Consider the following 14,300-nt stretch of genomic DNA (forward strand, 5'->3'; position numbering starts at 1 on the left):
GCGCCCGGGCCGCTACCACCTCGTCAGAACTGCGCTACCAGGTGTTTGGACTCGCGCTACCATCAAGCGCTACTCGCCACACCTGGATCGTGGTGCTCGCCGCAATAACCATGCGAGGGCCTCTTACCGCTCCCCCGGACCACGGCAGGAGCAGCCGTGCCCGGCGCACGGACCTTAGCTGACGCGCCGAACGCCCCCTCATCAGTCCCGCCGGGAGCGGGTGGTGATGAAGGGGCGTTCCTCATCCGGTCACACGATTAAGGTCACGTCTGTGCCGGCAGGACGTAGCGGCCGGTTTTGTCGGTGGCGAGGGCCAGGGATGAAATGTACTGCTTCGAACCGTCAGCCGCGGGTTCGGCGGAGAGGAGCATGTCCGGCCGCTCAAACTCCATTCCGGTCACGTGGCAGAGCAGCTTTGCGCCGGAGGGATTGCCGTCGTCGTCGAACATCGGCAGGTCAATTCCGTCGTCGGTACGCCGCAGATAGAACCGGCCGCCGGTCGCGACTGCCATAAGTGGCGTCGCGACGACGGCAACGGCCACGGCGAAAATCGGTGAGAACGGGGCGATCCCGGAACCGAACGCCCCGAAGAACATGGCGATGGAAATGCCGGCCGACAGTGCTAGCGACACGACGCCGACGGGGTTCCAGTTGTAGAGCATGCCGCGGCGGAATTCCGGCTGCTTCGGGGAGAGTTTCAGGACGTACTTGTTGATGGCAATGTCCGTCGCGACCGTCACGATCCACGCCATTCCGCAGTTCGCGTAGAAGCCCAGAATGGTGTTCAGGAACTCGAACATGTTCAGTTCCATCAGCGCGAGGGCAATCACCAGGTTGACGATGACAAAGACCAGCCGCCCCGGATAGGTCCTGGTGACGCGGGTGAAGGAGTTCGTCCACGCCAGCGAACCGGAGTAAGCGTTCGTGACGTTTATTTTGATCTGCGAGATGACCACCAGGATCACGGCCAGGGCCAGTGCGAGCCAGCCCGGCATCATCTGCTCATAGACACCCAGGAACTGATGGACGGGTTCGTTCGCCGTAGCCGATGCCGCCGGGTCCAAGGTGGCGATGAGATAGACCGCGATAAATAGTCCCACCGCCTGCTTGACGGCACCGAACACAACCCAGCCGGGGCCCGCAAGGATGACCGCCCTCCACCAGGCCACCCGGTTCGCTTCGGTCTTGGGCGGCATAAAGCGCAGGTAGTCAATTTGCTCGGCGATTTGGGCGATGAGCGAGAGGCAGACGCCGGCGGCCAGCATCACGGAGGCGAGGTTAGCGCCGGCACCGCTCTCCCCCTCATAGGCGAAGAACGTCGCAATGGAATCGGGGTTCGTGATCACCAGGTAGGCGAAGGGGATGACCATCAGGATGAGCCAGAGCGGGGTGGTCCAGACCTGCAGCTTGGAGAGCACTTTCATTCCGTAGATGACAAACGGGATGACGATCAGGGTCGACGCGGCGTAGCCGAGGGGTTTCGGGATTCCGAGCCCGAGTTCCAGGCCCTGGGCCATGATGGAGCCCTCAAGGGCGAAGAAGATGAACGTGAACGTCGCGAAGATCACGTTGGTGATGACGGAGCCGTAATAGCCAAAGCCGGAGCCGCGAGTGATGAGGTCCAGATCCAGGTTGTAGCGCGCCGCGTAGTACGCGAGCGGAATGCCCGTCACGAAGATGATGAGTGCGGCGACGGCGATGCCCAGGAGGGCATTCGTTGTTCCGTGGGCTATGCCGATGTTCGCCCCGATGGAGAAATCGGCAAGGTAGGCGATTCCTCCCAGCGCACTGGTGGCCACGACGCCGGGGGCCCATTTCCGGTAGGAGCGCGGGGCGAACCTGAGCGTGTAGTCCTCCAGGCTTTCCCTGGTTGCAGCGCGGGCATTGGTATCTGCCGGCGCGGGTAGCGTGTGGCGGCTGGCACTGGTGTGCTGCGTGTCCGTGGACATGGACCGACCTTTCACATGGGTGGGGCATCAGAGAAGAGCCGTCGGAAGGACGACCATCTCAGCAGGTGCACGGGACCACCCCAGGGCGACCCCACACACCGCTGCCAGCCGCGCGTCAGATGACCGGCGGCCTGGGCCTCATCGTGCCAAGCCCATGTTTCGGATTCGTTCCCGCCAGCGAACATTCTTGTGTCGGTCCGGAGCCGGGTCCCTCGTATGCGCAGTGGGCTCGTGCCGAGCCGTCGATGCCCATTGCTTCACTGCGGGTTCGTGTGCCAGCCTCGAAGTGGTTCCGTCGCCGGGGTGACGACGGGCGACAGAGGAGGAGCACGGCATGGGACTCATCCATATCGACCTGTTCACCACGCTCGACGGCGTCGCGCAGGCCCCCGGCGGCCCGGACGAGGACGCTGACGGCGGTTTCGCGTTTGGCGGCTGGCAGGCGCCTCTCTTAGACGAGGTCGTCGGCGAGCAGATCAGCTCCGGGATGGCGGGGATGGACGCGCTGCTGCTGGGGCGCCGGACCTACGACATTTTCGCCGCGTACTGGCCGCACGAGGACGGGGACATCGCGCGGCTGTTCAACCGGCTCCCGAAGTACGTGGCCTCGCGCCGGACGCCGGCCCTCGAGTGGGCCGGCTCCACATTGCTCGGTCCCGACGTCGTCGCCGCCGTGCGCGAACTGCGCGAACAGCACGCGAACATCCACGTCATCGGCAGCCTCGACTTCGTGCAGACCCTGTTCGCCGAGCGGCTCTTCGACCGGCTCACGCTCTGGGTGTATCCGATCCTCCTCGGCGGCGGAAAGAAGGTCTTCGCCGGCGGGGTGGTTCCGACGAACCTCAGGCTCATCGAGCCGGTCGTCACCTCACCGAAGGGTGCGGTGCTGCAGCGCTACGCGCTCGCTGATGGCGTACCTGGCGTCGGCGATATGTCAGCCGGCCAGGCGGGCTAGCGGCGAGCACGCCAGCCCCGTGGATCGCGGGTGGCCGCATTGGGGCGCGGGGGTCATGTGCGAGGTCGGCCCGATCTGTCCGGCCGCCGCAATATCGCAACGCATTCGGGCTGGTGACACGCAATAGACCCAGCGCGCCGGAATACCCGTAGCGCAGAGCCGTCTCCGTGTCACGCGACATGTTGGGCAGCGAAATTGGGCGCGGAACCGACCGAGACGGGATTTCGTGGACGGCGCGGCCGCGCTCGTCCTGCCTGCCCGGTGCCGCCGCTGAGCAGAAACTCGCTACGGTCCCGGGCCTGCGCTGCGCAAACTGCCCAGCGCGGCGGAATACCCGTAGCGCAGAGCCGTCTCCGTGTCACGCGACATGTTGCGCAGCGCAGGACCGGCTCCGTGTCACGCGACATGTTGCGCAGCGCAGGACCGTCTCCGAGTCACTGGACGGTTTCCGCAGCGCAGGACCGTTCCCATGTCACAGAACGCTTACCGCCGCGGAACGGACCGAGCGCTCCCGCCGTCCGCCATCTGACGAGGATGGCCGCTATGGGAGCTCCCATAGCGGCCATCTGCGGCGAACCGTCAAACCCTCAGCGGGCCGCGGGACTCCGCGCCTACCCCGCGTGGCCCAGGGATTCGCGGACGCGGTTGCCGGCCTGCAGGATCGGTGCGAAGAACTCACCGAGCTGCGCGGTTGCCGTCAACGGCAGGACGTTGGCCACGTACTGGTCCGGGCGGACCACCACGACGACGCCGCCGCGGTCCAGGCCGCGCAGCTCGAAGATGTCCGCCGTCGGATCGGTGGCATAGACCTTCTCGTAGTCCGTGAGCTGGAACGGACCCACCTGGGGCTTGAACGACGCCGGCACGGCGCCGATGTCGACGCCCGTGTGCTCCTGCTGGTAGATCACCTTCACGTCGAACCACGCGTCCCGGTCAGCCCCCTCGGGCGTTGCGGCGAGCGGCGAGTCCGGCGCGTTCGCGATCCACTCCGCGAAGTCGGCGACGGGCGACGCCGAACCCGGTGTGCCGGTGCCGGCCGCGTTGGCGTCGGCGAAGACGTAGATGCGCCACCGCCCGTCCGCCGTGGCGTGGTGGCCGAGGTGCATTGGGTTGGTGTCGCAGACCCGCACCACGGGCGCGGACTTGAAGCGCTTGCCGATGGGGAATCCGGTGGCCAGGTCCTGGTGGGCGGCCTCGGCGATGAGCAGGGAAGGGGTGTACTCCGTCATGAACCCGGCCGGGAACTCGGCGGTGCTTACATAGAAGTCCTCGAGCTCGGAGGGGCTGTTGAAGTCCTCGGGCTTCTTCGCCATGAGCGTTGACCACTCTTTGTCGAAGTCGATGAGGTTCTTCGCGATGACCTGGCGTTCGGCCGAATACGTGGACAGCAGGCTCTCCGGGCTGCGGCCCTCGAGCACGTGCCCGAGCTTCCAGCCCAGGTTGAAGCCGTCCTGCATGGAGACATTCATGCCCTGGCCGGCTTTGGCGCTGTGCGTGTGGCAGGCGTCGCCGGTGATGAACACGCGCGGGGTGCGCATGCCCAGCTGGTCCGGCAGGACGTCGTCGAACCGGTCGGTGAGGCGGTGGCCGACCTCGTACACGCTGTGCCAGGCGACATTGCGCACGTCGAGCGTGTAAGGGTGCAGGATCTCGTTCGCCTGGGCAATGATCTGCTCGATGGTGGTGCTGCGCACGGCGCCGGCGTTGCCCTCCGGGACCTCGCCGAGGTCGACGTACATCCGGAAGAGGAAGCCGCCCTCGCGCGGGATCAGCAGGATGCTGCCGCCGGTTCCGGACTGGATGGCGCATTTGGTGCGGATGTCCGGGAAGTCGGTGACGGCGAGGACGTCCATAACGCCCCAGGCGTGGTTGGCCGCATCGCCCGCGAGGGTGCAGCCGATCGAGTCCCGGACCTTGCTTCTGGCGCCATCCGCGCCGACGACGTACTTCGCCCGGACGGTCCGCTCCCGGCCTTCGTCGGGGCCGGCGGTGTGCACGAGGGTGACGGTGACGGGGTAGTCCGCGTCGTCGTCGACCTCGAGGCTGCGGAACTCCAGGCCGTAGTCCGGCGACATGCGGGTGGGGGCGTTGGCCATGAACTCGGCGAAGTAGTCCAGGACGCGGGCCTGGTTGACGATCAGGTGCGGGAACTCGCTGATGCCGGTCGTGTCGTCCTTGGCGCGGGCGGCGCGGACGATTTTGGCCGGGTCGGAGGGGTCCGGCTTCCAGAAGGCCATCTCGGTGATGCGGTACGCCTCGGCGATGATCCGCTCGGCGAAACCGAAGGCCTGGAAGGTCTCGACGCTGCGGGCCTGGATGCCGTCGGCCTGGCCGATGGGAAGCCGTCCGCCGCGGCGCTCCACGATCCGGGTGGTGATGCCCGGGAACTGGGACAGCTGCGCGGCGGTGACGACGCCGGCGGGGCCGGTGCCGACAATGAGCACGTCAACCTCGTCGGGAACTTCCGTGGGCCGGTCGATGCCGACGCCGGCGGCTGGCTGGACTCGCGGGTCACCGGATACGTAACCGTGGTGGTGGAACTGCACGGGCTTTCCTCACTTCGCTGTGTGGCACTTCGTGGTGTGGCACTTCGTGGTGTGGCGGACTGTCGCCGCCTAAAGTGTTCGATATTAGAACGCAACGTTCGATTATAGAACTCTGATCTCCAGTCAAAACTGTACGGCAGATATGACGCGGGTTACAAGTGCCCCGAAAACTCCCGCCAGCAGGGGGTTGACGTTCCACGGTTCCTGGGCAATAGTTTTCGTATACGATTTCGTACTCGATGAGGAGCTACTTTTGGAACAGGTCACCGACCGCACCCTGGCCGCGGCCCGCAAAGTCATCGCGGTGCATATCAACTACCCCAGCCGGGCGGCCCAGCGCGGCCGGACCCCCGAGCAGCCGTCGTATTTCCTGAAGCCATCGTCCTCCCTGGCCCTCAGCGGTTCAACGGTGGAGCGCCCGGCCGGGTGCGAACTCCTCGGCTATGAGGGCGAGATCGCGCTGATCATCGGCAAGGCCGCCCGCCGGGTGGGGATCGAGGACGCCTGGAGCCACGTCGAGTGGGTCACGGCCAGCAACGACCTCGGCGTCTACGACCTCCGCTACGCCGACAAGGGCTCCAACCTCCGCTCCAAGGGCGGCGACGGCTTCACGCCCGTGGGCCCGGGACTGGTCGCCGCGGATGCCGTGGACCCGGACGGCCTGCGGATCCGCACCTGGCACAACGGCGAGCTGGTCCAGGACGACACCACCGGGGACCTGCTGTTCCCGTTCGCCCGGCTGGTCGCTGACCTGTCCCAGCTGCTTACCCTCGAGGAGGGCGACATCATCCTGACCGGCACGCCCGCCGGGGCGTCGGTGGCCAGGCCGGGCGACGTCGTCGAGGTGGAAGTCAGTGCCGTTGGCGCCGCTGCAGTCGGCACCGAAGGTACGACGGCGGGCGGCGCCGCTCCCGGCGGCCTCACCACCGGCCGGCTGGTCACCCTGGTGGCGGAGGGCACGACGCCGTTCGGCGACTTCGGCGCCCAGCCCCGGACCGATGATCTGCAGCGGGAGGAGGCCTACGGCTCCCGCACGGCAGCCGGGCTTCCCGCGGCTGAGGCAGCCGGGGCGCCGGCCGCCGTCGGACATGTCCAGTCCCCGGAGGCGCCGGCTCACGTCCTGACCCCGGAGCTTAAGGCGAAGCTGGAAAGCGTCTGCACCGCCACCCTGTCCTCCCAGCTGCGCAAGCGCGGCCTGAACAACGTCAGCATCGACGGCCTCAGCTCCACCCGCCCGGAGAAGCGGATCGTTGGCCTGGCCCGGACCCTGCGCTATGTGCCCAACCGCGAGGACCTCTTCAAGACCCACGGCGGCGGATTCAACGCCCAGAAGAAGGCCATCGACTCGGTCAACGCCGGCGAGATCCTGGTGATGGAGGCCCGCGGCGAAAAGGGCACCGGCACCATCGGCGACATCCTGGCCCTGCGTGCCCAGGTCCGCGGCGCCGCCGCCATCATCACCGACGGCGGCGTCCGCGACTTCTCCGCCGTCGCCGCGATGGACATGCCCACTTACTACGCGAACCCGCACCCCGCCGTGCTGGGGCGCCGGCACATCCCGTGGGACACCGACATCACGATCGCCTGCGGCGGCACCACCGTGCAGCCGGGGGACATCATCGTGGCCGACGCGGACGGCATCCTGGTGATCCCGCCGGCGCTGGCCGCGGAACTTGCGGACGATTCGATCGCCCAGGAACGCGAGGAAGCCTTCATCACCGAGATGGTGCGCCAGGGCCACAGTGTGGACGGGCTGTACCCGTTGAACGCTGAATGGCGGGCCCGCTACGAGAACTGGGAAGCAGGCAAGGCCAATGAATGACACCGCCAGCGCCGCAGGCACCCGCACCGCTAGGCAAACCGCCACCCAAACGGCCCCGCACACCGTGAGCAAGTCCGAGCAGGCCTACGCGGCCGTCAAGGCCCGGATCGTGGACGGGACCTACTCCCCCGGCTACCGGCTGGTGCTGGCGAAGATCGCCGAGGATCTGGGCGTCAGCGTGGTGCCGGTCCGGGAGGCCATCCGACGGCTCGAAGCCGAAGGCCTGGTGAAATTCGAGCGGAACGTCGGAGCCACCGTCGCCGGGATCGACCCCACCGAGTACCTCTACACGATGCAGACCCTCAGCATCGTCGAGGGCGCCGCGACGGCCCTGTCCGCCCCGCTGATCGGGCCGGCGGACGTGGCCCGCGCCCGGGCCGTCAACGCCGAGATGCGCGACTGCCTGGAGCACTTCGACCCGGTCCGGTTCACCCGGCTGAACCAGGACTTCCACAGCGTCCTGTTCGAGCATTGCCCCAATCCGCACATCCTGGACCTGGTCCACCGGGGCTGGAACCGGCTGGCGTCGCTGCGGTCCTCGACGTTCCGTTTCGTCCCCGGCCGGGCGCACGACTCGGTCGACGAGCACGAGGCACTGCTCCGGCTCATCGAATCCGGAGCCGGAGCCGACGAGATCGAAAAAGCCGCCCGCCTGCACCGCTCCGCCACCCTCGACGCCTACCTCGCCCAAAGCAACGCGGGGTCACTTAGCGCCCATTAAACGGCCCCACATGGGCCGTAAGTGACCCCGCGTTGCAGTATCAGCTTGCAAAATCAGTAAGGAAAAACAATGACGTTTAGTGCCGAAGTAGCCACCACCCATTACATCCCGCAGGATCTGACCACCCACATCCAGCACTACATCAACGGCGAGTTCGTTGATTCCGTCAGCGGCAAGACCTTCGACGTGCTGGACCCGGTGTCCAACACCAACTACGCCACCGCGGCAGCCGGCCAGAAGGAAGACATCGACCTCGCCGTCGCCGCCGCCCGGGAAGCCTTCACCAACGGCCCGTGGCCGAAGATGAAGCCGCGGGAACGCGCCCGGATCCTGAACAAGATCGCCGACGCCGTCGAGGCCCAGGAGGCCCGGCTCGCCGAACTCGAAACCTTCGACACCGGCCTGCCGATCACCCAGGCCGGGGGCCAGGCCCTGCGCGCGGCGGAGAACTTCCGCTTCTTCGCGGACCTGATCGTGGCCCAGTTCGACGACGCCATGAAGGTCCCCGGAGCCCAGATCAACTATGTGAACCGCAAGCCGATCGGCGTCGCCGGCCTCATCACGCCGTGGAACACCCCGTTCATGCTCGAGTCCTGGAAGCTGGCCCCGGCGCTGGCCACCGGGAACACGGTGGTCCTCAAGCCGGCCGAGTTCACCCCGCTGTCCGCCTCCCTCTGGGCCACCATCTTTAAGGACGCGGGCCTGCCCGATGGCGTCTTCAACCTGGTCAACGGCCTCGGCGAGGAGGCCGGCGACGCGCTCGTGAAGCACCCGGACGTCCCGCTGATCTCCTTCACCGGCGAGACCACCACCGGGCAGACGATTTTCCGCAACGCCGCGGCCAACCTCAAGGGCCTCTCCATGGAGCTCGGCGGCAAGAGCCCGGCGATCATCTTCGCCGACGCCGACCTCGACGCCGCGATCGACTCCACCCTGTTCGGGGTCTTCTCGCTCAACGGCGAACGCTGCACCGCGGGTTCCCGCATCCTCGTCCACCAGGACATCTACGAGGAGTTCTGCGAGAAATACGCGGCCCGGGCCAAAAACATCGTGGTCGGTGACCCGCACGACCCCAGGACCGAGGTCGGCGCCCTGGTCCACCCGGAGCACTACGCCAAGGTGGCCTCCTACGTCGAGATCGGCAAGACCGAGGGCAGGCTGCTGGCCGGCGGCGGACGCCCGGACCACCTCCCCGAGGGCAACTACATTGCGCCGACGGTGTTCGCCGACGTCGCCCCGGACGCGCGGATCTTCCAGGAGGAAATCTTCGGCCCGGTCGTCGCGATCACCCCGTTCGACAGCGACGAGGAAGCCCTCGCCCTGGCGAACAACACGAAGTACGGCCTCGCCGCTTACATCTGGACCCAGAACCTCACCCGCGCGCACAACTTCTCGCAGAACGTCGAGGCCGGCATGGTCTGGCTCAACAGCCACAACGTCCGCGACCTCCGCACCCCCTTCGGCGGGGTCAAGGCCTCCGGGCTCGGGCACGAGGGCGGCTACCGATCCATCGACTTCTACACCGACCAGCAGGCCGTCCACATCACCCTCGGCACCGTCCACACCCCCAGGTTCGGCGCCTAAGCACCAAAGCCCGCCAGCCGCCGTCGTACCTTTCCCCAGAACCCTCCTCAACGAAGAGAGAATCCCATGAGCAACGTCATCCCCAAGCCCTCCGTCCCGGCTCCGGACATTGTCCGCTGCGCCTACATGGAAATCGTCGTCACCGACCTCGCCAAGTCCCGCGCGTTCTACGTGGACGTCCTGGGCCTGCACGTGACCGAGGAAGACGAGAACAACATCTACCTGCGCTCCCTGGAGGAGTTCATCCACCACAACCTGGTGCTGCGCAAGGGACCCATCGCCGCCGTCGCCGCGTTCGCCTACCGGGTGAAGTCCCCCGCCGAGGTCGACGCCGCCGAGGCCTACTATAAGGAACTCGGCTGCCGCACCGAACGCCGCAAGGAAGGTTTCACCAAGGGCATCGGCGACGCCGTCCGCGTGGAGGACCCGCTGGGCTTCCCCTACGAGTTCTTCTACGAAACCGAGCACGTCGAACGCCTCACCCAGCGCTACGACCTCTACTCCGCCGGCGAACTGGTCCGGCTGGACCACTTCAACCAGGTCACCCCGGACGTCCCGCGCGGCCGGAAATACCTCGAGGACCTCGGTTTCCGGGTCTCGGAGGACATCCAGGATTCCGACGGCGTCTCCTACGCCGTGTGGATGCACCGCAAGCAGACCGTGCACGACACCGCCCTGACCGGCGGCAACGGCCCGCGGATGCACCACATCGCCTTCGCCACGCACGAAAAGCACAACATCATCCAGATCTGCGACAAGATGGGCGCGCTGCGGATCTCGGACCGGATCGAACGCGGCCCCGGCCGGCACGGCGTGTCCAACGCCTTCTACCTCTACATCCTGGACCCGGACGGGCACCGCGTGGAGATCTACACCCAGGACTACTACACCGGCGACCCGGACAACCCCACCATCACCTGGGACGTGCACGACAACCAGCGCCGCGACTGGTGGGGCAACCCCGTGGTCCCGTCCTGGTACACCGAGGCCTCCCTGGTCCTGGACCTCGACGGGAACCCGCAGCCCGTCATCGTCCGCGAGGATAAGAGCGAGATGGCCGTGACCGTCGGGGCCGACGGCTTCTCCTACACCCGCAAGGACGGCGCCCCCGAAGGTGACCGGACGGGCTTCAAGCTCGGCGCGCAGCTCTAGCCATGCTGGATGCCAAGACGATTGAGGCCATCGCCGATGAGCTGCTGGAGGCCGCCCGACGCCGGACTCCGGTCCCGCTGCTGACCGCCCGCTACCCGGGAATGACGGTCGAGGACTCCTACGCCGTCCAGCAGCTCTGGCGGCAACGCAACGAGGAGGCCGGGCGGAAGCTGGTGGGCCGCAAGATCGGCCTGACCTCCAAGGCCATGCAGGCCGCCACCGGCATCACCGAGCCGGACTACGGCGCGATCTTTGATGACATGGTGCTGGAGACGGGCTGCTCCGTGGAATGGGATCAGTACACCCATCCCCGCGTGGAGGTGGAGCTGGCGTTCGTGCTGAAGAAGGACCTCAGCGGCCCCGGCTGCACCATCTTCGATGTCCTCAACGCCACGGACTACGTCATCCCGGCCCTGGAGATCCTCGATTCCCGGATCCAGATGGAGGGCCGGACCATCGTGGACACCATCTCGGACAACGCCGCGATGGGGGCCATGGTGATCGGCGGCAACCCCGTCCGCCCGGACGCTGTGGACCTGCGCTGGGTCTCGGCCATCCTCTACAAGAACCAGACCGTGGAGGAAACCGGCGTCGCCGCCGGGGTCCTGGACCACCCCGCCAACGGCGTGCACTGGCTCGCCAACAAGATCGCCGCCCACGGGGACGGGCTGAAGGCCGGAGACATCATCCTCGCCGGCTCCTTCACCCGGCCCCTCTGGGTCTACAAGGGCGATACCGTCCACGCCGACTACGGACCCCTGGGAGTTGTCACATGCCGATTCGAGTAGAACCCGCCCCCACGTTCCGCGACGCCCTGCGCGACCAAACCGGCGCTGCCGGCCGGCCGCTGGCCGGAATGTGGGTCTGCTCCGGCAGCCCCCTGGTGGCCGAACTCTGCGCCGGTTCCGGCCTGGACTGGCTGCTGGTCGACGCCGAACACAGCCCCAACGGACTCGAATCCATCCTCGCCCAGCTGCAGGCCATCAACGGCTACCCGGTCAACACCCTGGTCCGGCCGCCGGTGAACGACACCGTGCTCATCAAGCAGTACCTGGACCTGGGCGTACAGAACCTGCTGATCCCGATGGTGAACTCGGCGGCCGAGGCGGAAGCCGCCGTCGCCGCCACCCGGTACCCGCCGCACGGCGTCCGCGGCGTCGGTTCCGCCCTGGCCCGCGCCGCACGCTGGAACCGGGTCCCGGATTACCTCGCCCGCGCCTCTGAGACCATCAGCGTCACCGTCCAGATCGAATCCACTGAAGCTGTTGACGTCGTGGAGAACATCCTGGCGGTGGACGGCGTGGACGCGATCTTCCTGGGACCGTCCGACCTCGCCGCCTCCATGGGTCTCCTGGGCCAGCAGGAACACCCCCGAGTGCGCGCCGCCGTCGAACACTGCCTCACCGCTGCAGCTGCCGCGGGCAAACCTGCAGGGGTGAACGCCTTCAACCCCGCCACCGCGCACCACTACCTGGCCGCGGGGGCGGCATTTATCCTGGTGGGCGCCGACGTGGCACTGCTGGCCCGCGGCTCGGAGGCACTCGCTGCGGACTTCATCCGGCCCGACGGCGGCGGCTCCCCGTCCGCGGGAGGACCCCCTGCCGCTGGAGGCACCCCTGCCAGCTACTAACCAGCTCCTGTAGCCGTTTGCCACGAATGGTCGCTATTGAACCTCTTATAGCGGCCATTCATGGCAAACGGGCGCGACATAACGGCCATTCATGGCAAACGGGCGCGACATAGCGGCCATTCGCCACAGAGGGTCGCTATGGAACCTCCCATAACGGCCATTCGTGGCGAACGGGCGACCCCGCGGCCGGCTGACTCCTAAGCCCCCTGCCGGGACTGCCATTCATGCTCAAGGATGGCGTAGACAACTTCCGTGGCCCACTGGCCCTTGTAGTGCCACTTGTCCACCTGGGTGGATTCCCGCCGCATGCCAAGACGTTCGCACAGCGCCGCAGAGGCCGTGTTGAGCGCGTCGAGCTTGGCATCAATCCGGTGGAAGTGGAGCTCCTCGAAGCCCAGCTTCAGCAGGGCCCCGGCGGCTTCTGTCGCGATGCCCTTGCCGCGGGCTTCCGGGGCGAGGCTCCAGCCGATCTCGGCTTGGCCGCAGCCCGGCAGCCACTTCAGTACCACCTCGCCGAGCAGTCCGGGCGACTCCGCGGCCTCGATGGCCAGGCAGATCCAGTCGCCCTCCTTCTCGAACACGAAGTTGGCGTACTTGCCCACGGACTCCATGGACTTGGTGTAGCTCTTCGCTTCCCCGGGCAGGAACCGCGCGGTCTCGGGCAGCGAATGGTAGGCGTGGTACGCGTCCAGGTCGCCGGCCTCGAAGCGGCGCAGCAACAGCCGTTCGGTCCGGAGGGGTAGCGGGAGCGGTATGGGTTCCGTCATGCCCCCAACGCTACCCATCGATTGCTCCATGGGCGCCCTTTTGACCCGCCAGGGCTATTTGCGGTGAGGTACTTCTGAGTTTTAGATGTTGACCGAGCCGAGCTGGCCCGGGCGCCCGAACGTTTGGGGCATGGCCTTGGAGGCATCCCGCAGGGTTTGCCGGAAGCCGAGCATGGCTGGCGTCGACTTCCGTCCTTTGAGCTGCCCGAGCAGGATCCGGCGGACAGGGACGGGGATCCGGGGGTCGAGCGGGACGAGCCGGACGTCGTCGCGCAGATTTGTGAGCGACAGCCGGGGGGCGAGCGCCACGCCGAGCCCTGCCGCCACCATTGCCTGTGCTTCCTGATAGTCATGGGCGTCATAGGAGATGTCCGGAGCGAATCCTGCAGCGTGGCAGCTTCTGGTCAGCACGTCCGCCACGGGGTGCCCGTCCGCGCGGATGATCCAGCGGGCCGCAGCAAGCGAGCTGAGGTCCACGGGACCGCTGCGCCCTATGTCGCTGCTCCCCGCCACTACAAGGACGGTGGGATCGTCCACGAGCTTTTCGGTCTCGATTTCATCGTCCGCGAACGGGCTCCAGTCGTATTCCCAGAGAAGGGCCAGCTCCACCTCGCGCATGAGCAGCAGCTCCCGCAGCGGATCCCGCAACGCACTCTTGACTGACACGGAAACGGCGGGATGCTCCCTGGCGAACTGGGTCAGGACCAACGGCAGTAGCGAGGCGGAGGCCGTGGGAAAGGACCCGATCCGCAGGCTGCCGGCTCGTAGCCCGCTCAGTGCCTCAAGGTCGGACTGGGCGCCCGCCAGCTCACGTCGGATGGACCGGGCCCTCGCCACCAGGGCAGCCCCCGCATCCGTTAGAACCACGCCCCGGGCGTGCCTCTCAAAGAGGGTCTGCCCAGCTTCCGCCTCGAGCCGGCGCATTTGCTGGGAGACCGCGGACGTCGTGTACATCATGGCCTCGGCCGCGGCCGTCAGGGATCCATACTCGGCAATTTCAGCGAGCAGAAAGAGGCGGCGAACATCAAGCTCCATGGAACAGAGTGTAGTTCAAGTTAAGCCCTGCAAAGAAAACGAACATTGTGCTGAACTCTCCAAACCCCGAAAGTTGATATGACCGAGGCCACACAGGCGCCGTGGCGGCCAGGACAACAACTACTTTCGAATCGAGAAT

11 protein-coding genes are annotated in these 14,300 nt (G+C 66.9%); 7 read left to right on the forward strand and 4 right to left on the reverse strand.

The features are described 5' to 3' along the window. Window positions 1-263: 263 nt before the first annotated feature. Entirely contained in the window at window positions 264-1,949 is a 1,686-nt protein-coding gene (locus BJQ90_RS09765) for a purine-cytosine permease family protein (protein WP_226760091.1), read from the reverse strand. 334 nt (window positions 1,950-2,283) lie between these two features. Here BJQ90_RS09765 and BJQ90_RS09770 point away from each other — a divergent pair, with 334 nt between their 5' ends. Further along, window positions 2,284-2,904: a dihydrofolate reductase family protein gene (locus tag BJQ90_RS09770; protein ID WP_226760092.1), complete on the forward strand. Its 621-nt coding sequence runs from the start codon at window positions 2,284-2,286 to the stop codon at window positions 2,902-2,904. 611 nt (window positions 2,905-3,515) lie between these two features. Here BJQ90_RS09770 and BJQ90_RS09775 read toward each other — a convergent pair. Further along, entirely contained in the window at window positions 3,516-5,450 is a 1,935-nt protein-coding gene (locus BJQ90_RS09775; protein WP_226760093.1) for an FAD-binding monooxygenase, read from the reverse strand. Window positions 5,451-5,703: 253 nt separating this feature from the next. Here BJQ90_RS09775 and BJQ90_RS09780 point away from each other — a divergent pair, with 253 nt between their 5' ends. From BJQ90_RS09780 to BJQ90_RS09805, 6 genes are all read left to right on the forward strand, one after another. Then, window positions 5,704-7,272 (forward strand): fumarylacetoacetate hydrolase family protein, encoded by a 1,569-nt coding sequence (locus BJQ90_RS09780; protein WP_226760094.1) that lies wholly within the window; start codon window positions 5,704-5,706, stop codon window positions 7,270-7,272. After that, a complete protein-coding gene (locus tag BJQ90_RS09785) occupies window positions 7,265-7,993 on the forward strand; it encodes a GntR family transcriptional regulator (RefSeq protein ID WP_226760095.1) in 729 nt (242 codons plus the stop codon). The genes BJQ90_RS09780 and BJQ90_RS09785 overlap by 8 nt, the downstream gene beginning before the upstream one ends. Before the next feature lie 69 nt (window positions 7,994-8,062). After that, the gene (hpaE, locus tag BJQ90_RS09790; protein WP_226760096.1) at window positions 8,063-9,577 is read left to right on the forward strand and encodes a 5-carboxymethyl-2-hydroxymuconate semialdehyde dehydrogenase; all 1,515 of its coding nucleotides are present in this window, start codon (window positions 8,063-8,065) and stop codon (window positions 9,575-9,577) included. Window positions 9,578-9,643: 66 nt separating this feature from the next. Beyond that, window positions 9,644-10,729, forward strand: a complete 1,086-nt coding sequence (gene hpaD / locus BJQ90_RS09795; protein WP_226760097.1) for a 3,4-dihydroxyphenylacetate 2,3-dioxygenase — start codon at window positions 9,644-9,646, stop codon at window positions 10,727-10,729. Between the two features lie 2 nt (window positions 10,730-10,731). Then, the gene (gene hpaH / locus BJQ90_RS09800) at window positions 10,732-11,517 is read left to right on the forward strand and encodes a 2-oxo-hept-4-ene-1,7-dioate hydratase (protein WP_226760098.1); all 786 of its coding nucleotides are present in this window, start codon (window positions 10,732-10,734) and stop codon (window positions 11,515-11,517) included. Next, window positions 11,502-12,359 carry an HpcH/HpaI aldolase family protein gene (locus tag BJQ90_RS09805; RefSeq protein ID WP_226760099.1) on the forward strand — a complete coding sequence of 286 codons (858 nt, stop codon included), beginning with the start codon at window positions 11,502-11,504 and terminating at the stop codon, window positions 12,357-12,359. The genes hpaH and BJQ90_RS09805 overlap by 16 nt, the downstream gene beginning before the upstream one ends. 197 nt (window positions 12,360-12,556) lie before the next feature. On the opposite strand, the gene BJQ90_RS09810 is transcribed toward BJQ90_RS09805, so the two are convergent. Further along, the gene (locus BJQ90_RS09810; RefSeq protein ID WP_226760100.1) at window positions 12,557-13,126 is read right to left on the reverse strand and encodes a GNAT family N-acetyltransferase; all 570 of its coding nucleotides are present in this window, start codon (window positions 13,124-13,126) and stop codon (window positions 12,557-12,559) included. Window positions 13,127-13,207: 81 nt separating this feature from the next. Further along, the gene (locus BJQ90_RS09815; RefSeq protein WP_226760101.1) at window positions 13,208-14,161 is read right to left on the reverse strand and encodes a LysR family transcriptional regulator; all 954 of its coding nucleotides are present in this window, start codon (window positions 14,159-14,161) and stop codon (window positions 13,208-13,210) included. Between the last annotated feature and the right edge of the window lie 139 nt (window positions 14,162-14,300).

Source organism: Arthrobacter sp. SO3, assembly GCF_020532825.1.
In the GTDB taxonomy this organism is placed as follows: domain Bacteria; phylum Actinomycetota; class Actinomycetes; order Actinomycetales; family Micrococcaceae; genus Arthrobacter.

Excerpts from the sequence above, each read along its gene's own strand:
- BJQ90_RS09805 (WP_226760099.1), top strand. The coding sequence starts at position 11,502 with ATGCCGATTCGAGTAGAACCCGCCCCCACGTTCCGCGACGCCCTGCGC.
- BJQ90_RS09770 (WP_226760092.1), top strand. The coding sequence starts at position 2,284 with ATGGGACTCATCCATATCGACCTGTTCACCACGCTCGACGGCGTCGCG.
- hpaE (WP_226760096.1), top strand. The coding sequence starts at position 8,063 with ATGACGTTTAGTGCCGAAGTAGCCACCACCCATTACATCCCGCAGGAT.
- BJQ90_RS09785 (WP_226760095.1), top strand. The coding sequence starts at position 7,265 with ATGAATGACACCGCCAGCGCCGCAGGCACCCGCACCGCTAGGCAAACC.
- BJQ90_RS09765 (WP_226760091.1), bottom strand. The coding sequence starts at position 1,949 with ATGTCCACGGACACGCAGCACACCAGTGCCAGCCGCCACACGCTACCC.
- hpaD (WP_226760097.1), top strand. The coding sequence starts at position 9,644 with ATGAGCAACGTCATCCCCAAGCCCTCCGTCCCGGCTCCGGACATTGTC.
- hpaH (WP_226760098.1), top strand. The coding sequence starts at position 10,732 with ATGCTGGATGCCAAGACGATTGAGGCCATCGCCGATGAGCTGCTGGAG.
- BJQ90_RS09815 (WP_226760101.1), bottom strand. The coding sequence starts at position 14,161 with ATGGAGCTTGATGTTCGCCGCCTCTTTCTGCTCGCTGAAATTGCCGAG.
- BJQ90_RS09810 (WP_226760100.1), bottom strand. The coding sequence starts at position 13,126 with ATGACGGAACCCATACCGCTCCCGCTACCCCTCCGGACCGAACGGCTG.